Source organism: Marivita sp. (genome assembly GCF_051251565.1).
Classification (GTDB): Bacteria; Pseudomonadota; Alphaproteobacteria; order Rhodobacterales; family Rhodobacteraceae; genus Marivita.
In genome coordinates, this window is sequence record NZ_JBPOFB010000004.1 from 190,726 (window position 1) to 214,167 (window position 23,442).

Here is a 23,442-nt window from a genome sequence, read left to right on the forward strand (position 1 = left end):
GCTTGCAGACCGCGTTCAGCGGGCCTAGCTATATGCGTGGAACAACTGTACGATTTGGTTGACATTTTCAGCCGAAGGAGGGCTGCATGAGCCTCAATCACATTCGCCCGTGGCGCAACATCTACCGCCGTAAATCGCGCCAGATCATGGTGGGGATTGTCCCGGTTGGTGGGGATGCGCCGATCACCGTGCAGACGATGACCAATACACTGACGCCCGACATCAAGGCCACAATTGCGCAGGTTCAGGCCGCGGCAGATGCGGGCGCTGATATCGTGCGCATCTCGATCCCGGATGAAGACAGCTCGCGCGCGCTTAAGGAAATCGTCCGGGAAAGCCCGGTGCCCATCGTTGCGGACATCCATTTTCATTACAAACGTGGCATTGAAGCCGCTGAGGCGGGGGCCGCCTGCCTGCGGATCAATCCTGGCAATATTGGCTCTGAGGCGCGGGTCAAAGAAGTCATCCGCGCCGCGCGCGACCAAAATTGTGCGATCCGCATTGGCGTGAACGCGGGGTCGCTGGAAAAGCATTTGCTCGACAAATACGGAGAGCCGTGCCCGGATGCCATGGTCGAATCCGGTTTGGATCACATCAAGATCCTGCAAGACAATGATTTCCACGAATTCAAAATCAGCTGCAAGGCGTCGGACGTGTTCATGGCCGCCGCCGCCTATCAGCAGCTTGCCGAAGCCACGGATGCGCCGATCCATCTTGGCATTACCGAGGCGGGCGGTTTGATGACCGGCACGATCAAATCGGCCATCGGGCTTGGCAATCTTTTGTGGATGGGGATCGGCGATACGATCCGCGTGTCGCTGTCGGCAGACCCCGTGGAAGAGGTCAAGGTCGGATACGAGATCCTGAAGTCGCTTGGCCTGCGCCATCGCGGCGTAAACATCATTTCCTGTCCCAGCTGCGCGCGTCAGGGCTTTGACGTGATCAAGACGGTCGAGACGCTGGAAAAACGACTCGAGCACATCAAGACACCCATGAGCCTGTCAATCATCGGCTGCGTGGTGAACGGCCCCGGCGAGGCGCTCATGACCGATGTCGGCTTTACCGGCGGCGGCAATGGCGCGGGCATGGTCTACCTCGCGGGCAAACAAAGCCACAAATTGTCCAACGACCAGATGGTCGAACACATCGTCGAACAAGTGGAGAAGAAAGCCGCCGAACTGGACGCCCTCAACGCACAAGAGGCGGCAGAGTAGGGGTCCGTTTGCAAGGCGGTTTAGCGTGCCGCCTTGCGCTTAAGGACCAATGTGGAAGGTCAGCGACCCTCACGCAGCTCGGCGACGATCTCTTGCATCGCGTCCAGTGGTAAATAGCCACGGATCATCTGATCGCCCATTACAAAAGACGGTGTGCCGTTTATCTGGAGTGTTTGTGCCAATGCGCGGGTTGTGGCGAGCTGATTGGTGATGGCGTCGCTGTCCATCGCTGCAATCACCGCATCCGTATCAAGGCCCAGCGTGTCGGCCAGACGGCGCAGAGCGGTGTCATCCAAATCCCCATTCAGCGCGATCAGGGCTTCCTTGGCGGCTTCATAGCCTTCGTCTCCTGCGATCTCGCGGGCCGCAAGGGCAAAGCGGGAGGACAGGACCGAGTTTTCGCCAAGGATCGGGAATTCCTTGGCGACGTAGCGGATGTTGCCATCCAATTCGAGAAGCTGTGCCACCTCGGGATGGGCGCGGCGGCAAAAGCCACAGCGATAGTCAAAAAACTCTACGATTGTGACATCACCTTCGGGATTGCCGCCAACCCAGGAATAGCCGTCGTTGAAGATCGCGCCTGCGTTGTTTTCAACCAGCGCGACATCGCCCTGCACTTGTTCTGCGGCCTGACGCTCTTCGAGAACCTGAACGGCCTCCATGATCACCTGTGGGTTTTCCAGCAGATAGGCCCGGACCTGCGCGCCGAACGCGGCGCGGTCTGCATCGGACATGTTGTCCAGATTAAGGTCGGCAGCCTGAACTCCGGTGGCAAGCATGACGGCAAGAAAGGACGTGGCAAGGCGAGGTTTTAACATAAGGTTCTCCAGTCAACAGGCGTTGCGCTATTGCGCGCGTTGCGCAGCACTTAACACATCTTGCGCACGTTGCCATGGGCCGGAACCGCGCGCCAGCGCCCCTTCGGCCCGTTTGGCGTGAATCACAGCATCTTTGAGCCGACCTTGCACTGCGTAGCGTTCGGCAGTGACCAGAGACGCCATCGCGCCTTGGCCGGTTTTGGCATAGGCGACGGCCAGATCGCGCAGGATGCGGGTGTCGCTGAAATCGCGGCCGCGGGCGGCTTCGAGGGTGCGCAGCGCGTCTTGCGGGTTTCCGGCGGCAAGCTGGGCGCGACCCAGTCCGCCAAGGATCAGCGGTTCGCGCGGGGCCAGACGTGCGGCGGCGGAATAGACATTGACCGCATCTGACGCGCGGCGCGATTCCAACAGGATCTGCCCCTTGAGGTCACGCAGGAACGGGTCGTTTGGGCGCGATGTGATGGCCGCGTCGATATTGCTCAGCGCGCGGGCCAAATCGCTTTGGCGGTGGTACGCGATGGCCTTGCGCATCTGGGCAATGTCCGGCGAGACGCTTGTATCGGCCCGGCGCAGCGTCCAGGTCGGCGCGCGGGTGAACGCGGTGAGCTTGCCTTTGGCGCGTGCAAACCAATAGTCCGCCGTAGGATCGGGTGCGGCTTTGGCCGAGACGCCCGCAACCAACCCATTGAGCGCGCGCAAGCGGTCGCGGGTCAAAGGGTGCGACCGCATATACGGGTCTTGGCGCGATTCCGACAGCGCCTCTTGGCCGCGAAACAGGTCTTGGACCTCGATCGCACCCTTGGGGTCTATTCCAGCGCTGACCAGAAATCGGATCGAGCTGATATCCGCAGAGGCTTCTTCGGCGCGTGTGTGCGCCAGGAAACTGCGTAGGGCCGACGATTGAACGCCAAGGCCAAGGCCCACAGCGGCCCGACCATTGCCTGCTGCGGCGGCTGCTGCGGCCAGCACCATGCCAAGCCCGGCTGCGGTGCGGGCGGTTTGCATGTTGCCCAACCGCCGCGAGATATGACCGTTGGCAATATGCGCCGCCTCGTGGGCAATGACGGCTTGCATCTGGGCGGCCGTCTCCAGTTTGCTCAGAAGGCCGGAATGGATGAAGATGTGTTGCGTGTCGACGATAAACGCATTGAGCGTGTTGTCGTCGATCACCAGAATACGCACCTGGTTCGGGCTAAGCCCGGCAGCGCGCAGCACCGGCGCGCCAAGCTGTTTCAGCGCATATTCGATATCGGCATCGCGCAGCAGGGTCGCGGCGCGCAGCGGGGCCACTCCAATGAGCGCTGTCAGGCACAGCACGAGACCGGTCATCCGCAAAAGACGGAGGGTTGCTCTATACATTGACGTTGCCCTGCCTTCGCCCCTAGGTCTGCCTGTGACCAGTGTAGGAAGAGAATGATGCGGAACTCAAGCCGTGGGGCGGTTGATCCCTTTATCGTGATGGATGTGATGGAAGCTGCGCGCCAGGCCGAAGAGGCCGGGCATCACGTCATCCATATGGAGGTGGGCCAACCCGGCACACCAGCCCCCGCCATTGCCCGTGACACGCTGGCGCGTGCGATGCGCGAAGATCCGCTTGGCTATACCGTGGCGCTGGGTCTGCCTGCGCTGCGTCGGCGGATCGCGCAGCTGTATGGCGAATGGTACAATGTCGATCTGGATCCGGCGCGGGTGATCGTGACGCCGGGATCATCGGGCGGGTTTATCCTTGCCTTTACCGCCTTGTTTGATGCCGGGGACCGCATTGCCTTGGGTGCGCCTGGGTATCCGTCCTACCGCCAGATCATGAAATCGCTCGATCTGGTCCCAATTGAAGTGCAGACCCGCGCTGAGGCGCGCTATCAGCTAGAGCCGTCGGATCTGGATGGCATCGACTATCAGGGCATCATGGTGGCGTCGCCGGCAAATCCAACGGGCACGATGCTGGGCAAAGACCCGCTTGGGGCTTTGATTGATGCGGCACAGGCCAAAGGGGCTGCGTTCCTGTCTGACGAGATTTACCACGGCATTGAATACGAACAAAAGGCCGTCAGCGCGTTGCAGATCAGCGATGATGTCTGCGTGATCAACTCCTTCTCCAAGTATTTCAGCATGACAGGCTGGCGCGTGGGCTGGCTGGTGCTGCCAGAGCGCAATGTCCGGCAGGTCGAACGGCTGGCGCAGAACATGTTCATCTGCGCGCCCCATGCCGCACAGGTCGCTGCGCTTGCGGCCATGGACGCGGGCGACGAGCTGGACGCCAATATGGCCGTCTACCGTGAAAACCGTCGGTTGATGATCGAAGGTTTGCCCAAGGCCGGGTTTGACCGGATCGCGCCACCGGACGGGGCGTTCTATGTTTATGCCGACGTGTCGCACCTGACCGACGACAGCCGGGCCTTTGCCCGTGCCATTCTGGACGGCGCACGCGTGGCGGTGACGCCGGGGCTTGATTTTGATCCGGTGCGCGGTGGTGGGACATTGCGGTTTTCCTATGCGCGCTCGACCGGGGACATCATCGAAGGCCTCGACCGGCTTGGCCGCTTCATGCGTGATCGGGGACATATCGTCTGAGATATCTGCACTGTCCCCATGGGTCCGAATCCGGTAAGATGGACCCAACGGCCCGGTCAGAGGCCATGGTGGTTTGATGAGCAGACTTCTAAGTCAGTGTTGGGCAATTGCCTTGTCTTGTGTGCTTGCGTCACCGGCGCTTGCACAGTCCCTTGGTGCGCTTGCACAATTCGAAGGTGGCGGCGTCGAAGACACCTGGGGTGGGGCTGAACTAACGCTGGACCTGAGCCAGGGTGTTCCATGGCGCGTCTTCACGCTGACCGACCCAAACCGCCTTGTCATGGATTTCCGCGAGGTCATGTGGGGGGATGTCGATCCGCGCACGCTTGTGGATGCGGACAGGGTGTCTCTTGTTCGGTTCGGTGGATACAGGCCGGGATGGTCCCGGCTGGTTGCCGATCTGTCTGAACCCATGGTGATCGAGACGGCAGAGCTTGTGACCAATGAGGCCACAGGGGCTGCGTCGATCTTGGTGGTTCTGGATGCGGTTGACCAAGCGGCGTTTGATGCCGTGGCAGGCGCGCCGCGTGACAGCGGTTGGGATTTGCCTGAACCCGCACTTTTTGACGCAATGAAGCCGCGTGATCCGAACCGGTTGCGCGTTGTTCTTGATCCGGGGCATGGCGGCATTGATCCGGGTGCAGAGCGCGATGGTGTCCGCGAGGCCGAATTGATGCTGACCTTTGGGCGCGAATTGCAGGACGTGTTGCGCCGGGCCGGTGGGTTTGACGTCATGATGACACGGGATGGTGACTACTTTGTGTCGCTCGAAGCACGGGTGGCTTTGGCCCGCAACGCGGGGGCGGATGTGTTCATTTCGCTTCATGCGGATGCCTTGGCCGAAGGCGAAGCGCGGGGCGCTGCGATCTATACGCTGTCTGATGAGGCATCCGACGCGGCGTCGGCTGCTTTGGCAGAACGGCACAACCGCGATGATCTGCTGGCCGGGCTTGATCTGAGCCAATCGGACGACCGCGTGGCAAATGTGCTGATGAGCCTTGCGCGTCTGGACAATGCGCCGCGCAGCGAGGCGCTGGCGCGGCATATGCTTGACGGTATTCAGAACGCGGTGGGGCGGGTGCACAAACGTCCTTTGCGCAGTGCCGGATTTTCGGTTCTCAAAGCGGCGGATATCCCGTCGGTGCTTTTGGAGGTCGGGTTTTTGTCCACCGAAGCAGATCTTAAAAACCTGAGCGATCCGATCTGGCGACAAGGCATGGCTGCGGGCATTCGGGACGGGCTGTTGGTCTGGCGCAACGAAGACAGCGCGCTGGCCCCGCTCAGACGCAACTGACATGGCCTTTTTGACCCTGCGTCATAGGCAACCAAGCGCCGCTTTGAACGGCAATGTGTTTTGACCATCCGCCTTTGGTTTTGTAGAGGTGGATAACCGATACAGGGACACGCTGTGACCAGATTCATTCTGTCATTCTTTGGGGCGATCTTTACGCTTTTCACGATGGGCATCTTCATGGTCGCGCTGACCGTGGGTGGCGTGTTCTGGATGTACGGCCGGGATTTGCCCAGCCATGAAAGCCTTGCGCAATATACCCCGCCGACCATCAGCCGGATTTATTCGGTTGAAGGGCAGATCATTGACGAATTCGCACAGGAACGCCGTTTGTTCACGCCTGCGAATGAAATCCCCGATCTTGTCAAGCAAGCGTTCATATCAGCGGAAGACAAGAATTTTTACGAGCATCAAGGCTATGATCTGCGCGGCATCGCGGCGGCTGGATTTGACGCCATTGCGTCTGGCGGGCGGGATGTGCGCGGAGCTTCTACGATCACCCAGCAGGTGATGAAAAATTTCCTGTTGTCAGGGGATCGCCGGGTCGAGCGCAAGATCAAGGAACTGCTGCTGGCGTCGCGGATCGAAGAGACCCTGTCCAAGGACAAGATCCTTGAGCTGTATATGAACGAGATTTTTCTCGGGCAAAACTCTTATGGTGTGACCGCCGCTGCCCAGACCTATTTCAACAAATCATTGGTCGACCTGGCCCCACACGAAGCGGCGACGCTTGCCTCCATGCCCAAGGCCCCGTCCGAATTCCACCCTGTCCGCCGCAAGGATCGGTTGCTGGCGCGCCGGAATTTCGTGCTCAAGGAAATGCTGGAAAACGGCTTTATCGACGAACAGACCTTTGAGACCGAAGTCGCTTTGCCGCTGAAATCGGTGCAGAACGGCGATTATCCGGCCTTCCGCGACGCGCTGCCGCCGCGCAATTACTTCACCGATGAAATCCGCCGCCAGCTCAGTGTTGATTTCGGCGAGGGCGAATTCTTCTCCGGTGGCTTTAGTGTGCGCGCGACCCTTGACCCAGAGTTGCAGCTTGAAGCCGAGGACGCGTTGCAGCGGGCGCTGGAACTTTATGACCGGTCGCAAGGCGTGTGGCGTGGCACAAACAAATCTCTGCCGGTGGAGCAACTGGCTGATAGTGCCATCTGGCGTGAGGCGCTGTCCAATGTGGACATTGCCCGCGATATCCGCCTGGAAAACCCGTGGTATCCGGCAGTTGTGCTTGAGATCGGCCAGAACGACGCCCGGATCGGTATCGAAGATGTTGTGGACGACGAGGACGGCCACTGGATTCCGGCAAACGATGTGCAATGGGCACGCAAGCGTAACGCGGACGGTTCGCTTGGTCGCAAAGGGCAAGTTGCGGGCGATCTGCTTGAAGTGGGCGACGTTGTTCATGTGCGCCGGATGACAGCCGACAGCGATGGCAGTTTTATCCGCTGGACCTTGCGGCAGGTGCCGCAGGTGCAGGGCGCGTTCATGGCGATGGACGTCAACACGGGCCGCGTCATCGCCATGCAGGGCGGGTTCAGCTACCAGCATTCGGTCTTCAACCGCGCAACACAGGCACAGCGTCAGCCCGGATCAAGTTTCAAGCCTTTCGTCTATGCCGCGGCGCTCGACAGTGGTTATTCCCCGGCGACCATTGTTGTGGATGCCCCGATCGAGATCAACACCCCGCAAGGGGTGTGGCGGCCTAAGAACGCGTCGAACCGCTTTTACGGCCCAACGCCGCTGCGCACCGGAATCGAACAGTCGCGGAACCTTATGACCATCCGTTTGGCCCAAGAGGTCGGGATGGATGTGGTGGCCAGCTATGCGGAAAAGTTTGGTGTCTACGACAACATGGGCCGGGTTCTGGCCAACGCTCTGGGGGCTGATGAAACCACGCTCTACAAGATGGTCGCCGCCTATGCGATGTTTGCCAATGGCGGCGAAAGGGTCGAGCCGACGATGGTGGACCGGGTTCAGGACCGCTATGGCAACACTGTTTACAAACACGATCAGCGCGTTTGTGAGGATTGCACATTGCCCAACTTGCAGTCGGGGCTGGGACCAACCGTGCGCAGTGACCGCGAACGCGTGATGAATGCTGTCACGGCCTATCAGTTGACGTCGATGATGCAGGGCGTGGTTGACCGCGGCACGGCGCGCAACGCCATCAACCTGCCAGTTCCGACTGCGGGCAAGACGGGCACAACCAACGACGCCAAGGATGTCTGGTTCGTAGGGTTCACGTCGAACATCGTTGCGGGTTGCTATATCGGCTTTGATCAGCCGCGCAGTCTTGGCAGCGGTGCGTCGGGTGGCGGCATGTGCGGACCGGTGTTCAACGCGTTTATGCAAAAGGCGGTTGCCAAGTTTGGTGGCAGCGACTTCCGTCCGCCGGAAAGCTGTCAATTCATCAGGATCGACCGCAACACCGGCGCGCGACTCTCGAACGATGCAAGCGGCGACAACGTTGTGGCAGAGTGTTTCCGCGAAGGCGAAGAGCCGATTTTTGGCATTCAGTTTGACGGTGGCTTTGCGATGGGATCGAATTTCGAGCTTTATAATTCCGGCGCTCAAGCCTCAAGACAGGTTACAACGTCAAGTGGCGGAACAGCGATTGTCGGCCCCAAGGCGTCTTTTGGCACGCTCAGCTCTGGCGGGCTTTACTGATACCACTGGTGCACCTGACGGGCCGCGCTGCCTTGAAGGGGCGGCACGGCTGGTCTATCACGATGGCTGACCAAGGCCCGAGCAAACAGGAACGCCAATGCGCGCTGAGATCCAGAACATCGTTGAACAGATTGAGAAATCGGTAAACCTGCTGGGCCAGCGCCTTGATTGGGAAACGGCGCAGCACCGGCTGGAAGAATTCAACGCACGGGTTGAAGACCCCAAGCTTTGGGATGATCCCACGGCGGCGCAAAAGCTGATGCGCGAACGCCAGATGCTGGTGGACGCTATCGAGACCTACACATCGATCAAGCAAGACCTGTCCGACAATGTCGAGATGATCGAACTGGGCGATATGGAAGGGGACCACGAGGTCATCACCGACGCCGAGAACGCGCTCAAGGCGCTGGCTGACAAGGCTGCCAAGAAAGAGCTTGAGGCGTTGCTGGACGGCGAGGCTGATGGCAATGACACGTTCCTCGAAATCAACTCGGGCGCGGGCGGCACCGAAAGCTGTGACTGGGCCAATATGCTGGCGCGGATGTATGTCCGCTGGGCTGAACAGCATGGCTATGAGGTTGAGCTGCAATCCGAGACACCGGGCGAAGAGGCCGGCATCAAATCCGCCGCCTACAAGATCACCGGGCCAAATGCCTATGGCTGGTTGAAATCTGAATCGGGTGTGCACCGGCTTGTTCGCATTTCACCCTTCGACAGCGCTGCCAAACGGCACACGTCATTCTCTTCGGTCTGGGTCTATCCGGTGGTGGATGACAATATCGAAATCGAAGTGAACCCGGCCGATATTCGCATCGACACCTATCGGTCGTCGGGTGCAGGCGGGCAGCACGTGAACACCACCGATTCTGCGGTGCGGATCACCCATAATCCGACCGGCATTGTGGTGACCAGTTCGGAAAAATCGCAGCACCAGAACCGCGATATCGCCATGAAGGCGCTGAAATCGCGGCTCTACCAAATGGAATTGGACCGCCGCAACGAGGCGATCAACGCCGCACACGAAGCCAAGGGCGACGCGGGATGGGGCAACCAGATCCGGTCTTACGTCTTGCAGCCTTACCAGATGGTCAAGGACCTGCGCACCGGGCATGAAACCTCGGACACCAAAGGCGTGCTGGACGGGGATCTTGACCCGTTCATGGCCGCTACTTTGGCCCAGAACGTGTCGGGCAAGTCCCGCGCAGAGGCGCGATCAGAGTAGCTCTAGCGCGTCTCGCTTTGGTGGGCGGGTTGTAATCAGCCCGTGTTTGAGCACCGGGGACTCGGCGCAATAAATGAGACACCCCGTTGCCAAACCTCCCACAAGCGGCTTTCATGGAGCTGCGCGTACATCATGCTGGGGAGGATGGCATGACGGATCAACCTGAACTTGGGGTTCCAACCCTTTCTGATATGTCTGTGGGCATCCTGCGTACAGCCTTGCAACGTGGCTGGAACGACCTGATGCGTGCCCCCGGCTATGCGCTCGTCTTTGGTGGGTTCTACGTTTTGGCCGGGTGGGGCATTTCTGCAATCACGTTCTGGACCGGCACCACCTTTTGGCTGGTGCTGGCGGCTATTGGGTTTCCGTTGATCGGCCCCTTTGCGGCGGTGGGTTTTTACGAAGTCAGCCGCCGTCTGGAACGGGGCGATCCGTTGGTCATGTCCCAGATTATGGGCGTTGTCCTGCACCAATCGCGCCGGCAATTGCCTTCGATCTGTGCGATCATCGTCATCGTGTTCCTGTTCTGGTTCTTTATTGGCCACATGATTTTTGCGCTGTTCCTCGGGTTGAGCACGATGACCAATGTATCGACGTCATTTGATGTCTACCTGACGTCCAATGGTTTGATGATGCTGGTGGTGGGCACGGTGGTCGGGGCGCTGTTTGCGATCCTTTTGTTCAACATCACTGTCATCGCCTTGCCGCTACTCTTGGACCGCGAGGTGGATTTCGTGACGGCCATGATCACGTCGTTCCAATATGTGATGGCGCATCCGGTGCTGATGCTGGGCTGGGGCGCATTTATCGCAATGGTGACTTTCTTGGCCCTGATCCCGGGGTTTCTTGGGCTTTTGGTGGCCCTGCCGCTTTTGGGACATGCGACTTGGCACCTTTACGACCAGGTGCGCACACCGCCGATGGTGTGACCGTCTGTCCGGCGTCAGAGGGGGGCTAGGGTGCCTGTATCACGCCCCAACGCCACCAATGCATCGCGCAGGGACGCTGCCCGCGCGTCCCCACATTCGAGCGCAAACACATAGGCATGTGTCAGGAAAAACCCGGTAGCGTCCTCAGACACGGCCTCGTGCGCGGCTTGGTGATAGAGGTCGATCAGCGCGCCTGTGTCGTGGCGATCATGCGCATCGAGCAATGCCTGATCCAGTGACCCGGTCATCCGGCTGCGCGCTGCGTGGCAATCCGGTTTGCGGCCCATCGGTGAAAGCAATGGGTCGGGCCGTCCATAGCTGGCGAAAAGCGGCCCCCGTCAAAGCCTGGCGCGCGGCGGCCCCGTTGCATGCCTTCAACCACAAAGATGTCTTCCTCGAACACCACTTTCCACTGTTCGGCATTCTTTAGGCGCAAATTGTCATCACTGTCAGCGGTGGCATAGTAGAGATGGACCTGTTCGTTGGTGCGTCCCGGCCCATCCGGGTGCAGGATGATGGCAAAGCTGTGATCGCGGTGCACGCCCAGCATGACATTGGGATAGACCGAGAGGTATTCCGCCCCTGCGTCCCATTGCGGGGTCAGGTTGGCGAAATCGGCAAAGCTTTGGCCGCTGTCATCTTTCAATTGGCGATAGACCAATGTGCCCTGACCTGACGCAAGATCTTCGTGTTCGATGTTGTAGTGGTCTTCAAGCCGCGAATAGCTGTTCAGCCCTGGATGCACCCAAGGCAGATGGTAACTTTCGCAATAATTCTCGATCGCCAGTTTCCAATTGCCATTGACGGTCAGGGTAAATCGGCTGTCCGCGCCGCCATGAAACTGGGGCTGGTCGAACTCGGCCCACCGGGCAATGACATCTGCCATCGCGTCTTCAAAATCGGGGGCTGTGCCGGATAAGTTGATCCATACCACGTCGCGCCAGATGTGGCTGCGCACTTCGATCAGGCCAAGCGTGGCGCGGTCTATGTCCTTGTGCGCATTGAAGCCCGGTCCACCGACATGCGGCGTGGCGACCAGTTCGCCCTTGGTGCTGTAGCACCACGAATGATAGGGGCAGCGGATCGCGCCTTCGATTTTGCGAGGTTCCTCAACAAGGATCATGCCACGATGACGGCAAATGTTCTGAAACACCCGAACGACACCATCGCGGCCCCGGATCAATAGCAACGGTATGTCCAGAAAAGTGATTGGCACCGCATCACCAATTTCGGGGACATCCGACGCCACGGCCAAACCTGCCCAACCCACGCCAAACAGGGCGTCGCGTTCTTCGGCAAAGACCGCAGGATCGGTGTAATGCGCATTTGGAAGCCCGCGTGCCTGCGCTGTGGGCTTTTGCACGTCGGCAAGTATTGGATCGATCACGCTCATCGCAGCCTCCGGAACTCATTCAGCCGCAACGGTGCGCTTTCGTGCAGGTAGGGTCGCGTCAAATCACGACATTTGCGGCCATCAACCGACCTTGGACCAGTGCTTAGGAAAACGCGTCCTTTATCCGCAATTGCTTGCGGACGTATGGCGGCAGGTCTGTAATCTGACAGAACCCAGCGCGACGGGCGGCAGCACGGACCTTGGCCCCGTCATGGCCAAGATGTTCATAAACAAGCCGCACCGCGCGTGATCCGCCGGTGCTTTCTTGAACCGTCCGCACGGTATACCCAACCCAATAATTGTTATCAAAAAAAGGAACTTGCGCAAGAAAGTTGAAAGAGGTTGTGAAGGAATTGCGCCGGCTCACCAACCCTGCAACGCCTCCTTCTTGGGCAAGCAACAACCCGCGAAATTCCCGACTTCTGGAATCCGACGGCAACCCTTGCTGCCCCATTGCGTCTTTGGATTCAAATCCGCGCAGGAATGTTGCCCCATCCTTGCGGTAGACATAGACAAGTCCGAGCACGTACTGTGCCTCGTCGATAAAACTGCGACGTGTGAAGTTGTAAAAACCGCTTGGAAACATCGCTTCGCTCAGTTGCGTGATACCCGGTGCCAGAAACGCGCTGATTTCCGGATGCGACAGCATTGCGCTTGATGTGGCATCAATATTGGTGAGCGGCTCTAGGATGATCCGGGCGTCAACCTCGAAATACTGGCAGATCCGAAACAGCACGTCTGGACGAGGAAAGCTTTCGCCTGACAGGTACCGATTGAATTGCGTGCGGTTTATGCCCAGGTCGCGGCACAGCGCCGAAATAGAGCCAGCCGTTTTGGCAAGTTCGCGCAGGTTTGCACCCAATGTGTTACGCAGTTCGGACGGGCTCGGGCGTGTCACCAAATTCGCTTTCATATTCGACGTCGAAATGCCTATTCGATCACAGAACGGATCAAAATACTCGTAACAAGCACGTTTGAAGCGGCATATTCGAGGACGAAACTGGAAAATTTAAGTTCGCATGACGCTAATTAGGGTCAATCGTGACGCGCATATGCGTCAGGGTCAATCTCAAATGACACAAATTTCCGTCCTTCGACGCAGAGTTCGGGATGTTGTGACACTAAAAAAATTAACACATTGGAAATGTTAGATGGGGAAGCGATTGATATGAAACTGCAGAATATGTTTGGTGTCGTGCTGTGGTCAGACGCGGCGGCACAAAAAGCTGTTATCTGGTGTGAGGATCAAGGCGAGCTTGCTTTTTATACACCGTGTGACGGCAGCATTCACACCGCACCACTGCTGGATGCTGGTGATCTCATCCAATTTGAAGTGACGGTGCAAAAAAATGTGCGCAAAGCGTCCAACCCTCAAGTTGTGATGCCCTCGCATTCGCCTGACCTGCCACAAAAACTGCGCTCAGGAACGATGGCGGGTTCGAACTGCCCGGATCTAAATACTGTGAAGCGCTCGGAAAAGATCGTCGAGCTCGCGCGGTATTTTGAAGTCGAACCAAAAGAACAGGTCGCCTGTTCGGGTTAGGTCGCGCGGGTTGGGGTGCGAAATTACCCAACCCGCATGTTTTGGTTCAGACGCCGCGAGACAGCGCGGCAACACCTGTACGCGCCACATCGGCAAGGCCAAGCGGGCGCATGAGATCGATAAACGCGTCGACCTTTTCTGACGTGCCTGTGATCTGGAACACAAAGCTCGACAGGGTGCTGTCTACAACCTGTGCGCGGAAGATATCGGCAAGCCGCAGCGCTTCGACCCGTTTGTCGCCAGCGCCTTCGACCTTGATCAGGGCCAGCTCGCGCTCGACCGAGCCACCCTCAACAGTCAGATCATGCACTTCGTGCACCGGAATGATGCGGCCCAGCTGTGCCTTGATCTGTTCGATCACCTGCGGCGTGCCGGTGGTCACGATGGTGATACGGCTGGTGTGACCGGCGTGATCCACCTCGGCAACGGTCAGGCTTTCGATATTGTAGCCCCGGCCGGAAAACAGCCCAATCACCCGCGCCAGAACACCCGGTTCGTTGTCGACCAGCACTGCCAGAGTGTGGGTTTCCTGCACATCCGAAAATGTTGGGCGCAGATTATATGCGGAATGCTTGGTCGAGCCTTTTTTGATGTTCAGTGGAGACATGATCTTCTTCTTTTTCCAAATATGCCGGGGGTGTGGGGGCTGGCCCCCACCCAAAAGGTGATGTGGGGGGCAAGCCGCCTGTGGATCGACCCGGTGCAGCCGGGTCGAGGTGTTAGACCATCACCGCACCTTTTGACCCGATAGCGTCCTTGGTGTCAGCCTCACCCAGCAACATTTTGTTGTGCGGCTCGCCCGATGGGATCATCGGGAAACAATTCTCGTGCTTCTCGACCAGACAGTCAAAGATCACCGGGCCGTCATAGGCCAGCATTTCCATGATCGCGTCGTCAAGATCGGCCGGATCGCTGCACAGGATGCCTTTGCAGCCAAACGCCTCGGCCAGTTTCACAAAGTCGGGCAGGGCCTCGGACCAGGACTGAGAATAGCGCTCGCCGTGCAGCAATTCCTGCCACTGTCGCACCATGCCAAGGCGTTCATTGTTCATGATGAATTGCTTGACCGGCAGGCGGTACTGCACTGCGGTCCCCATTTCCTGCATGTTCATCAGCCAAGACGCTTCACCGGCCACGTTGATGACCAGTGCATCTGGGTGCGCGACCTGCACACCGATGGAGGCAGGTGTGCCATAGCCCATGGTTCCAAGGCCCCCCGATGTCATCCAGCGGTTGGGGTCTTCGAACCCAAGGTATTGCGCCGCCCACATCTGGTGCTGGCCGACTTCGGTGGTGATATAGCGGTCATAGCCTTTGGTCAGCTGCTCAAGCCGGTCCAGCGCATATTGCGGGCGGATCGCTTTGCCCGAGGGTTTATACTTGAGGCAATCCACGGCGCGCCATTTGTCGATCTGGCTCCACCACTTCTGGAGGCCTTCTTTGTTGACTTTGCGTCCGCGTGCTTTCCAGACCTTGAGGATATCTTCAAGAACATGGCCCACGTCCCCGATGATCGGCATGTCGGTCTTGATCACTTTGTTGATCGAGCTCGGATCGATGTCGATATGGGCTTTCTTCGATTTCGGGCTGAACGCGTCAAGACGCCCGGTGATCCGGTCATCAAAGCGCGCACCGATATTGATCATCAGGTCGCAACCGTGCATCGCAAGATTGGCCTCGTACAGGCCGTGCATTCCCAACATGCCAAGCCAATGCTTGCCGGAGGCAGGATAGGCACCCAGACCCATCAGAGTTGATGTGATCGGAATGCCCGTGGCCTCGACCAGTTCGCGCAGCAATTGGCTCGCGCCGGGGCCCGAGTTGATCACGCCACCGCCGCTGTAAAACACCGGACGTTCCGCGTTTTCGATCGCCTCGACCAGTTGCGTGATGGTCTCCATGTCGCCTTTGACTTGCGGCTGGTAATGGCTGACCTTTGCTTTGGCCTTTTCTGTATAGGTGCCGGTGGCGAACTGAACGTCCTTGGGAATGTCCACAAGAACAGGGCCGGGGCGGCCCGTGGTGGCGACGTGAAACGCTTCGTGCAACACGCCCGACAACCTGTCCGTGTCCTTCACCAGCCAGTTGTGCTTGGTGCAGGGGCGGGTGATGCCCACGGTGTCGGCTTCTTGGAACGCGTCCGAGCCGATCATGAAGGTTGGTACCTGTCCCGTGAGAACCACAATCGGGATGCTGTCCATCAGCGCGTCGGTCAATCCTGTGACTGCGTTTGTGGCACCCGGGCCCGATGTGACAAGAACAACTCCCGGCTTACCGGTGGCGCGCGCATAGCCTTCGGCTGCATGCACTGCGCCTTGCTCATGACGCACGAGGTAGTGGCGAATGCCATTTTGCTGAAAGATTTCGTCGTAAATCGGTAGCACAGCGCCACCGGGATACCCGAATACTGTGTCCACACCCTGATCCTTCAGGGCCTGAACCACCATTTTCGCTCCGGTCATTTGACGTGTCATGGCTTTGCTCCGTTTACAGACACTTCTGTTCATAACGCGAAAAAAAACCCCCGATGTTAAGTCGGAGGCGCATGGGGGGATGGTGAGGTTCCGTTACCGGCCCATGCGCATTTCTTCTACACTGACTAGCACTCGTGCCATCTTGATCCCTTTTCGCGTGGGCGGACATTATGGTGAGCCTTCGGGGGCGTCAACAGCGAAAAGGGCGAAAAAAGTTCTCTCGGCGAAGAAAAACTTGCCATTTATTGCGAAAGTTACCCGTGGACTTGAAATTTTCGGAAAACTGAACGGGTTGTTGGCGTATTTTCCTCAATGCTGGTGGGGCTAGGCAAGACAGTGACGGGCGATTGTCGAAGTCCTATCATGGTCTGCTCGGCACAAAAGGTGGTGTCTTGGGTTACCCACGGCTTTGTTTTTTCGGATGCGGGGACACGCGTGTCACAGTGACAGCGGGTTGATAGGATGACGCGCTGCTCGGCTTTCGCTGCTCGGCTTTCAATGGTGTTTCCATAAAAAAGACACTAAAAATGACGCATCTCTCGCTGGTATCAAGACTTGCGGACTGAAAGTTATCTAGCGACGGAAAAGCTGAGGAAAGTCTGTGGCTTCTGCCTAAAATTTACTCTTTTGTAAGTGACGTTAATTATTTGCATTCAGTTTTTTTTCTGATTACCGTCCGCACCACTAAATGATCCGCGCAAACAGCGGACTGGCTGTTTTTGTGCAACCAATTCCAGGGGAGGAAATACATGGATCGTCGTTCATTCTTGCGGACGTCAACAGTTGGCGCAGGGGCTGCTGCAGCCACTACGCTTGCGGCACCCGCATACGCGCAGGGCAATCGCACATTGACCATGGTCACATCAGTTCCGGACGGTTTTGCCGTGTTCGACGATGCGGCCCAGCTTGCCATCGACTACATCACCGCCATGACGGATGGTCAGATTTCGTTCAACAAAATGCCCGCTGGTTCGCTCGTCGGTGCGTTTGAAGTGTTCGACGCCGTGTCGTCCGGTCAGGCTGATGTGTACCACTCTGCCGAATATTACTTCCTGAACCAGCACCCTGCGTTTGCATTCTTCACCGCTGTGCCGTTTGGCATGACGGCACAGGAAATGGCCAACTGGTACTACCGTCGCGGCGGTCAGGAACTGCACGACAACCTGTCGAGCTTGTTCAACCTCAAGCCGCTGATGTGCGGCCAGACGGCAATGCAGCCGGGCGGTTGGTTCAACAAGGAAATCAACTCTGCTGACGACCTTCAGGGTTTGCGTTTCCGTATGCCAGGCCAAGGTGGTCAGGTGCTTGGTCGTCTTGGTGCCTCCGTGCAGAACATTCCGGGCGGTGAAATCTACCAGGCGCTGGCGTCTGGCCAGATTGACGGTGCCGAGTGGATCGGTCCGTACGCGGATGAGCGGATGGGCTTCCAGGAAGTCACCAAGACTTACTACGCGGCTGGCTTCCACGAGCCGGGCTCGACACTGTCCACGGTGTTCAACCTTGATATCTGGGAATCCCTTACGCCGCAGCAACAGACGATCTGTAGGGTCGCTTGTGAGGCGTCCCACGCGCAGAACACCGCACTCTCACTGGCTGAAAACGGTGCGGCTCTGGCCCGTCTGCAAGCCGGCGGCGTTCAGGTCCGTCAGTTCCCCGATGATGTCTGGGACGCGTTCGGTCGCGCCGCCAAAGAGGTGCGCGAAGAGAACATGGACGATCCGATCTATGCAGAGATCGCCAACAGCGTGTTCGACTCCATCCGGGAATCCTCGGGCTGGTACGAAATTGCTGACGGTGAATTCATGCGCCAGCGGAACCGCGTAAACGCAGGTTAATCAAAGCCTGAATTTGACCCCGTCCGAGCAGGTGTTCGGACGGGGTTTTTCGCCGCTTACATAACAGCCGCGATGCCCTGATGATCAGGGCTTTTAAGAGGGGCAGAATATGGTCGATTTCATCCTGTGGGTGCTTCAGAACATTGTAATGGCTCCGTATCACCTGTTGACGGCTGTCATTAATCCGGGGGCTTGGCTGAATTGGTCCAACCCCGAAGCCGTGATGCGGTTCATTTACTACGGTGCATCCGTCGAATTGTTCTTTATCGTCTTCACAACCTTTATCGTTCTCACCGCGCTCGGCCTTGCTTGGAAGCGCGAAATTCTTTGGGTTTGCGTACGCATTCTTGAAGGGATGGCGAACGGGATCGGGCGCATCGCCGCCTGGGCGGGTCTTTTGATGGTGTTGCAGCAGGTGATGATCGTGTTTCTGCAACGCATCTTCCGCGTGGCCGAAATCCAGATTGGCCCGCTTGGCACTGCGTTCGCGCAAGACCTGAGCTGGTGGGCCGAAGAGCTGAAGCTTTACAACGCTGCCGTGGTCGCGCTGTGCGTGACCTATACGTTTGTCCAAGGCGGGCACGTGCGCGTTGATCTGTTCTATTCCAAGATGAAATACGGCACCCGGCGTGTGGTCGATATGTTCGGTTGCATCGCCTTCATGGTGCCTGCCATCACAATCACCTATCTTTACGCCTGGTTCTTCATGTGGCGTCACCTGATGACGCCTGCCGTGACATCCACCAGCGATCTGGACCGGATGCTGATGCAGTCACGCATCTTCCGCTGGAACGTCGAGACCATTGGGTTCAGCCCAAATGGCTTCAACGCATATTTCTTGTTCAAGATCCTCATCGTGGCGTTTTGTGTGCTGACCTTCCTGCATGCGCTGGCGTTCTTCTGGCGGTCTTTGCTGGAACTGATCGAAGGTGAAGAGAGTGAAGGCAAGTATCTTGACCGGGATGCAATTGGCAGTGAAGCCGAAGAGATTGAGCACGCGATCCATTCGGGTTCAACCTGAACCCATGATAACGACACGACAGACAAAGACGCCTCAAACGGCGCGCAGCGGGGGGGCCGCATAATATGCTTTTCGGAATGGACGGAGTCGAGGTCGGGATCATTATCGTCTTCCTGACTCTATTTGCCGGGATCATGACAGGCTTCCCGGTGGCCTTTGCCATCGCTGGTGCTGGCGTGATTTCTTTCGCCATCATTGCGGCGCTGGATTCCGCTGGATTGCTGATCCACCAAGCCATCGACAAGGGCTCGCCTGAATTTGCGGCGCTTTTGGCCGAAGGGGTGGCGCGAGACGCCATTTCTGTCTTCCGATACCCAGAGTTGCCGCGCATCGAAGAAGCAGTGTTTCCGGGTGGTTGGGAACAGGCGATGGAGCGGAACCTGTCCTTTATCGTCAACCGCATCAACGAGCGCGTGATCGCGGGCCAATCCATCGAAACGCTTCTGGCAGTTCTGATGTTCGTCATGATGGGCATTACGCTTGAACGGTCGCGGATCGCAGAAGACCTTCTGACGTCTATGGCGCGGGTCTTTGGCCCGCTGCCGGGCGGTCTGGCTGTGTCTATCGTGATCGTAGGCGCGTTCCTTGCTGCATCCACTGGCATTGTTGGGGCGACCGTGGTGACCATGGGCTTGCTGGCGCTGCCCACCATGTTGCGCAACGGATATTCACCGGAATTGGCAACGGGTGTCATCGCGGCGTCTGGTACTTTGGGCCAGATTATTCCGCCGTCCATTGTGATCGTTTTGTTGGGTACATTGGTCGGTGACCTGTACGCCACCGGTCAGGAAACCCGTGCGCAGCTTGCGGGCTGTGGCGATGCGTTGACCTTCCTTGGGGAACCAGCGGTTCTGTCCGTGGGCACGTTGTTCCAGGCGGCGTTGCTGCCGGGGCTGTTCCTTGCCTTTCTGTATGGCCTTTACGCCTTTGGTTTCGCGCTTCTGCGTCCGGAAAGCGCGCCCCCCGTTCAGTTGGCGGGCTCGTCCGGTGAAGTCGTTACGCGCAACGAAGCGCTGACATGGTACCTGGCTGCGCCGTTGGGCCTGATTGCTGCGGTTGTTATTGGCTTCAGCGCCGGGGTGATCGGCAACCAGTCGATTTCCGTGTCTGACTATGCTGACCGCGCGGATGGGCCAAGCTTGCGGACGAATGTGTCCGAACAGTGTGCGGCGTCCATGATCGACTTGCATGGACAAGAGGCGTGGGACGAATCTGTTGCGCAGAAGGCGGCTATGACCGCAGCCGGTGACACCGGCGAGGTTATTGAGCTGACCGAGGAAGAGCGCGCAGCGGCATTGATCGTAGCCCGCGAAAACGCGGCCCCGATCGGGTCCGGCGTTGCGACGATCTTTACTATTCTCGGACTGGTGCTGATCCTGGCGCGCGGCGTGTCGCCGTCATCGGTGCCGTTGCCGCTGACAATCGGTGGTCTTGGTGTGGTTTTGGCCTTCCTGTGTGATGTTCTGTTCATATCACCGCTGACAGGTTCAGGGGTGACGTTTATGATCCTCGCGATCCCGATGGTGCTGACCATGATTGGTGTCTGGGTGGCGATGGGGCGTCTGTCGCAAAACGAATTGCTGCGCGTGGTGTTCCCACCGCTGGTTCTTATCGTCGCGGTTCTTGGGTCGATCCTTGGCGGGATCACCAACCCGACACCGGCGGCCGCACTTGGTGCCGCGGGGGCGATCATGCTGGCGGCCTATCGCAAACTCAAGGAAGAGCAAGGCGCCTCCAAGATCGTGATTTGGGCATCCCTTGCACTGGTCATCATGATCCTGCTGGGCGTGAACTTTGACCTGCGCATCACACGCGAAACCATTCCAGTTGAGGATTGGATTGCCTATGTGTTGGCACAGATCGCCTATCACTTTGCGTTCTTCGGCTTGCTCTATAGCTGCTGGGTTCTGTTTCGCACGAATATCCTTGGGCCAGTGGTGCGGGAAACCGCCAAGGTCACGTCGATGGTGTTCACCATCCTCATCGGATCGCAGCTTTTGAACCTTGTGCTGATCTCCTTTGGCGGTGAGCATTACATTCAGCAATTCCTGCGGTCGTTCGACAATGAAACGATCGTGTTCCTCGTGGTGATGCTGATCCTGTTCGTTCTTGGCTTCGTGCTCGACTTCCTTGAGATCATCTACATCGTGGTTCCTATCGTGGGGCCAGTGATCTATGGCGGGACGCTTGATCCGGCGTGGGTGACGATCATGATCGCGATCAACCTGCAAACCTCGTTCCTGACGCCACCCTTTGGCTTTGCGCTGTTCTACCTGCGAGGGGTCGCCCCCAAGGAAGTCACAACAGGGCATATCTATCGTGGTGTGATCCCGTTCGTTGGTATTCAGGTTCTGGGGCTTGGTTTGCTCTGGTTCTTCCCCGGCATCGTGACGATCCTGCCAGACTTGATCCAAAACTGATCCGGCCATCTGTATCTGTAATGTGAAAGGGCCGCCCCAAGGGGCGGCCCTTCTTCTTTGTGACGGCTTATGCCGCAGCCGGGTCGGCCTCTTGATCAGCCTTGGTCCCGTGTTCCGTGCCAGGCGCGTGTTCGGGTGGTGAATAGGTTGTAAAAAGCCGCAACATTCCGCTGCCGACATTTTGGAAGTTGTGATACGTGCCCGACGGCACAATCGCCACGTCTCCCGCCGAGATATCCATCTCGGTCTTGCCGATGGTCGCGCGGCCCATGCCGTCAACGAAATACAGCATCTGGTCATGCCCGGCATGGGTTTCGCCGCCGATCTCCTTGCCTTCGGGAATAGCCATCAGAACAAGCTGTGTCTTGTCGCCGGTCCAGATCACGTCCCGGAATTTGTCATTGTGTCGTGCAAGTTTTGCGATGGGCATCACAGGTGCGTGGTGCTCTGCCATGATTGGTGCTCCTCATGTCGTTACATCAGGTATAATGCAGAGGCCGAAAGGTTCGTTCCGATGGCAAGCAAGGCAGCGTTGGATCAGCTCCGCAAATCCGGCAACGAGATATTGGCGACCTGTTCGGCAATCGGATCGGTCGACATCGGATGCGTGTCCGCACAATAGCTGTCGGGGTTGAGAAACGGTTCCCATCCCCCGTGACGGTAGAGCTCAAGCCCCGAGAACGACGCCTTGTAGCCCATCTTGGTGCTGCCGGGTACCCAGTAGCCTAGATAGATATAGGGCAACCCGGCCTCGCGCGCGATCTCGACGTGATCAAGGATCATGTAGGTGCCTAGGCTTTGGGCTGGTACATCCGGGCTGTAGAATGAATAGACCATGCTCAACCCATCATCGAGCACATCTGTCAGGCACACCGCCTGCAAGTCGCGCGTTGTATTGTCGGTGTATTCGATCACCCGCGACCGGATTGGAGTTTCCTCGACCATAGCGGCGAAGTCGAACACATCCATATCGGCCATCCCGCCATCGGCATGGCGCGCGTCAAGATAGGTGCGAAACAGCTCGTACTGGTCTTCGGTGGCCCAGGCGCTGCTGGCGCGGCGGGTCAGGTGCGCATTGCGCTTGACCGTGCGCTTTTGACTGCGCGAGAGACGGAAATCTGAAACCGAAATACGCGCCGACAAACAGGCCGCGCAATCCGAACAAGACGGGCGATAAAGCACGTTTTGCGAGCGACGAAAGCCCTGCTTTGACAGGCTGTTGTTCAGCTTGTCAGCAGCTTCACCCTGAAGGGCGGTGAACAGCTTGCGTTCCATCCGGCCCGGCAAATACGGGCAGGGTTGGGGCGCAGTCACGTAGAACTGCGGCGCAAGTGGCAAGGAGTGGCGCATGGTCATCTCTTCGTCAGTACGATGCGACCGTAGCTTAAGCCTTTGGATCAGCCAACCCCCCAGAAAGGGGGACGCTTTAGCGTTCGAGGATCAGCTGCCCGTTGTTGATTTCCAAACGGCGAAAGAGGTGCAGATACTCCATCCCCAAAAGAGATTTGGTCATCTCACCCTCGTTCACAAAGGCCCGCAGGTTGCTGTCGTGAAACGGTCCAAGTGCCACGTCTTCCAATCTTACAGGCGCAGTGCGCACAAGGCCATTGGCGGTCATAGCTTCCGAATAAAAGATCACATCTTCCTCGTTCAGTCCGATCCGTCTGGCATCCTCGCGGGTCAAAACCATACTGGTGGCGCCGGTGTCCACGACAAACCGCACCGGCGTCGCGTTGATCTCAAGCGTCAGGTAGTAGTGCCCATCCGGGCTGCGAGGCACTGCTATGCGGCCTGCGTCAGACATCACCATCTGCTGCGGCTGCACGGTTTGGCGGATGTCCTCCCAAAGGCCCACACCGGCCAGCACGCCCATAAAGATAAGTCCCCAAAGCGCGGCCTGTTGCAGCGTCTTATTGAGGCTCTGGCGGTTCTGTACGACGAACCAGACCACAAGGGCGGTTGCCAGAATGCCCAGATAGGCCAGATTGCCGTAGTCCATGCCAGACATTGCTCACCCCAAGTTCGTCCCGACCGGTAATGT

Annotated in this window: 20 protein-coding genes; 10 read left to right on the forward strand and 10 right to left on the reverse strand. The window is 58.1% G+C overall.

Features of this window, described 5'->3' with window-relative positions:
* Positions 1 to 86 precede the first annotated feature (86 nt).
* Positions 87 to 1,214, forward strand: a complete 1,128-nt coding sequence (ispG, locus tag ACSHXH_RS07645) for a flavodoxin-dependent (E)-4-hydroxy-3-methylbut-2-enyl-diphosphate synthase (protein ID WP_435671185.1) — start codon at positions 87 to 89, stop codon at positions 1,212 to 1,214.
* A 59-nt stretch (positions 1,215 to 1,273) separates the two neighbouring features.
* Here the strand turns inward: ispG and ACSHXH_RS07650 are convergent, their stop codons facing one another.
* Both ACSHXH_RS07650 and ACSHXH_RS07655 read right to left on the reverse strand, forming a co-directional pair.
* On the reverse strand, positions 1,274 to 2,032 hold the full coding sequence (locus ACSHXH_RS07650) for a DsbA family protein (protein WP_435671186.1): 759 nt from the start codon (positions 2,030 to 2,032) through the stop codon (positions 1,274 to 1,276).
* 27 nt (positions 2,033 to 2,059) lie between these two features.
* Entirely contained in the window at positions 2,060 to 3,391 is a 1,332-nt protein-coding gene (locus tag ACSHXH_RS07655) for a M48 family metalloprotease (protein WP_435671187.1), read from the reverse strand.
* Between the two features lie 57 nt (positions 3,392 to 3,448).
* Between ACSHXH_RS07655 and ACSHXH_RS07660 the strand changes: the two genes are divergently transcribed.
* The 5 genes from ACSHXH_RS07660 (at position 3,449) to ACSHXH_RS07680 (ending at position 10,715) form a co-directional block, all read left to right on the forward strand.
* Positions 3,449 to 4,603 (forward strand): pyridoxal phosphate-dependent aminotransferase, encoded by a 1,155-nt coding sequence (locus tag ACSHXH_RS07660; protein ID WP_435671188.1) that lies wholly within the window; start codon positions 3,449 to 3,451, stop codon positions 4,601 to 4,603.
* A 76-nt stretch (positions 4,604 to 4,679) separates the two neighbouring features.
* Positions 4,680 to 5,897 (forward strand): N-acetylmuramoyl-L-alanine amidase, encoded by a 1,218-nt coding sequence (locus tag ACSHXH_RS07665; protein ID WP_435671189.1) that lies wholly within the window; start codon positions 4,680 to 4,682, stop codon positions 5,895 to 5,897.
* A 114-nt stretch (positions 5,898 to 6,011) separates the two neighbouring features.
* Positions 6,012 to 8,564, forward strand: a complete 2,553-nt coding sequence (locus tag ACSHXH_RS07670; RefSeq protein WP_435671190.1) for a penicillin-binding protein 1A — start codon at positions 6,012 to 6,014, stop codon at positions 8,562 to 8,564.
* A 97-nt stretch (positions 8,565 to 8,661) separates the two neighbouring features.
* Positions 8,662 to 9,786 (forward strand): peptide chain release factor 2, encoded by a 1,125-nt coding sequence (prfB, locus tag ACSHXH_RS07675; protein WP_435671191.1) that lies wholly within the window; start codon positions 8,662 to 8,664, stop codon positions 9,784 to 9,786.
* 149 nt (positions 9,787 to 9,935) lie between these two features.
* On the forward strand, positions 9,936 to 10,715 hold the full coding sequence (locus ACSHXH_RS07680) for a DUF2189 domain-containing protein (protein WP_435671192.1): 780 nt from the start codon (positions 9,936 to 9,938) through the stop codon (positions 10,713 to 10,715).
* 14 nt (positions 10,716 to 10,729) lie between these two features.
* Here ACSHXH_RS07680 and ACSHXH_RS07685 read toward each other — a convergent pair whose 3' ends face one another.
* The 3 genes from ACSHXH_RS07685 to ACSHXH_RS07695 all read right to left on the reverse strand — a co-directional run bounded on the left by ACSHXH_RS07685 (position 10,730) and on the right by ACSHXH_RS07695 (position 13,006).
* Positions 10,730 to 10,963 (reverse strand): hypothetical protein, encoded by a 234-nt coding sequence (locus ACSHXH_RS07685; RefSeq protein WP_435671193.1) that lies wholly within the window; start codon positions 10,961 to 10,963, stop codon positions 10,730 to 10,732.
* Complete coding sequence (locus ACSHXH_RS07690; protein WP_435671194.1) at positions 10,960 to 12,108, reverse strand: aromatic ring-hydroxylating oxygenase subunit alpha; 1,149 nt, start codon at positions 12,106 to 12,108, stop codon at positions 10,960 to 10,962. The genes ACSHXH_RS07685 and ACSHXH_RS07690 overlap by 4 nt, the downstream gene beginning before the upstream one ends.
* Before the next feature lie 103 nt (positions 12,109 to 12,211).
* Positions 12,212 to 13,006: a helix-turn-helix domain-containing protein gene (locus ACSHXH_RS07695; protein WP_435671195.1), complete on the reverse strand. Its 795-nt coding sequence runs from the start codon at positions 13,004 to 13,006 to the stop codon at positions 12,212 to 12,214.
* A gap of 270 nt (positions 13,007 to 13,276) precedes the next feature.
* Between ACSHXH_RS07695 and ACSHXH_RS07700 the strand changes: the two genes are divergently transcribed.
* On the forward strand, positions 13,277 to 13,651 hold the full coding sequence (locus ACSHXH_RS07700) for a hypothetical protein (RefSeq protein ID WP_435671196.1): 375 nt from the start codon (positions 13,277 to 13,279) through the stop codon (positions 13,649 to 13,651).
* Positions 13,652 to 13,697: 46 nt separating this feature from the next.
* Here the strand turns inward: ACSHXH_RS07700 and ilvN are convergent, their stop codons facing one another.
* Together ilvN and ACSHXH_RS07710 are read right to left on the reverse strand one after the other, a co-directional pair.
* On the reverse strand, positions 13,698 to 14,258 hold the full coding sequence (gene ilvN, locus ACSHXH_RS07705; protein ID WP_435671197.1) for an acetolactate synthase small subunit: 561 nt from the start codon (positions 14,256 to 14,258) through the stop codon (positions 13,698 to 13,700).
* A gap of 112 nt (positions 14,259 to 14,370) precedes the next feature.
* Positions 14,371 to 16,125 (reverse strand): acetolactate synthase 3 large subunit, encoded by a 1,755-nt coding sequence (locus tag ACSHXH_RS07710; RefSeq protein ID WP_435671198.1) that lies wholly within the window; start codon positions 16,123 to 16,125, stop codon positions 14,371 to 14,373.
* Positions 16,126 to 16,874: 749 nt separating this feature from the next.
* Between ACSHXH_RS07710 and ACSHXH_RS07715 the strand changes: the two genes are divergently transcribed.
* The 3 genes from ACSHXH_RS07715 to ACSHXH_RS07725 all read left to right on the forward strand — a co-directional run bounded on the left by ACSHXH_RS07715 (position 16,875) and on the right by ACSHXH_RS07725 (position 21,401).
* Positions 16,875 to 17,960 (forward strand): TRAP transporter substrate-binding protein, encoded by a 1,086-nt coding sequence (locus tag ACSHXH_RS07715; protein WP_435671199.1) that lies wholly within the window; start codon positions 16,875 to 16,877, stop codon positions 17,958 to 17,960.
* Between the two features lie 109 nt (positions 17,961 to 18,069).
* The gene (locus ACSHXH_RS07720) at positions 18,070 to 18,981 is read left to right on the forward strand and encodes a TRAP transporter small permease subunit (protein ID WP_435671200.1); all 912 of its coding nucleotides are present in this window, start codon (positions 18,070 to 18,072) and stop codon (positions 18,979 to 18,981) included.
* 65 nt (positions 18,982 to 19,046) lie between these two features.
* A complete protein-coding gene (locus tag ACSHXH_RS07725) occupies positions 19,047 to 21,401 on the forward strand; it encodes a TRAP transporter large permease (RefSeq protein WP_435671201.1) in 2,355 nt (784 codons plus the stop codon).
* Positions 21,402 to 21,468: 67 nt separating this feature from the next.
* Here ACSHXH_RS07725 and ACSHXH_RS07730 read toward each other — a convergent pair whose 3' ends face one another.
* The 3 genes from ACSHXH_RS07730 to ACSHXH_RS07740 all read right to left on the reverse strand — a co-directional run bounded on the left by ACSHXH_RS07730 (position 21,469) and on the right by ACSHXH_RS07740 (position 23,409).
* Entirely contained in the window at positions 21,469 to 21,855 is a 387-nt protein-coding gene (locus tag ACSHXH_RS07730; protein ID WP_435671202.1) for a cupin domain-containing protein, read from the reverse strand.
* A gap of 83 nt (positions 21,856 to 21,938) precedes the next feature.
* Entirely contained in the window at positions 21,939 to 22,751 is an 813-nt protein-coding gene (locus ACSHXH_RS07735) for an arginyltransferase (protein WP_435671322.1), read from the reverse strand.
* 76 nt (positions 22,752 to 22,827) lie between these two features.
* Positions 22,828 to 23,409 (reverse strand): retropepsin-like aspartic protease family protein, encoded by a 582-nt coding sequence (locus ACSHXH_RS07740; RefSeq protein WP_435671203.1) that lies wholly within the window; start codon positions 23,407 to 23,409, stop codon positions 22,828 to 22,830.
* Positions 23,410 to 23,442 lie beyond the last annotated feature (33 nt).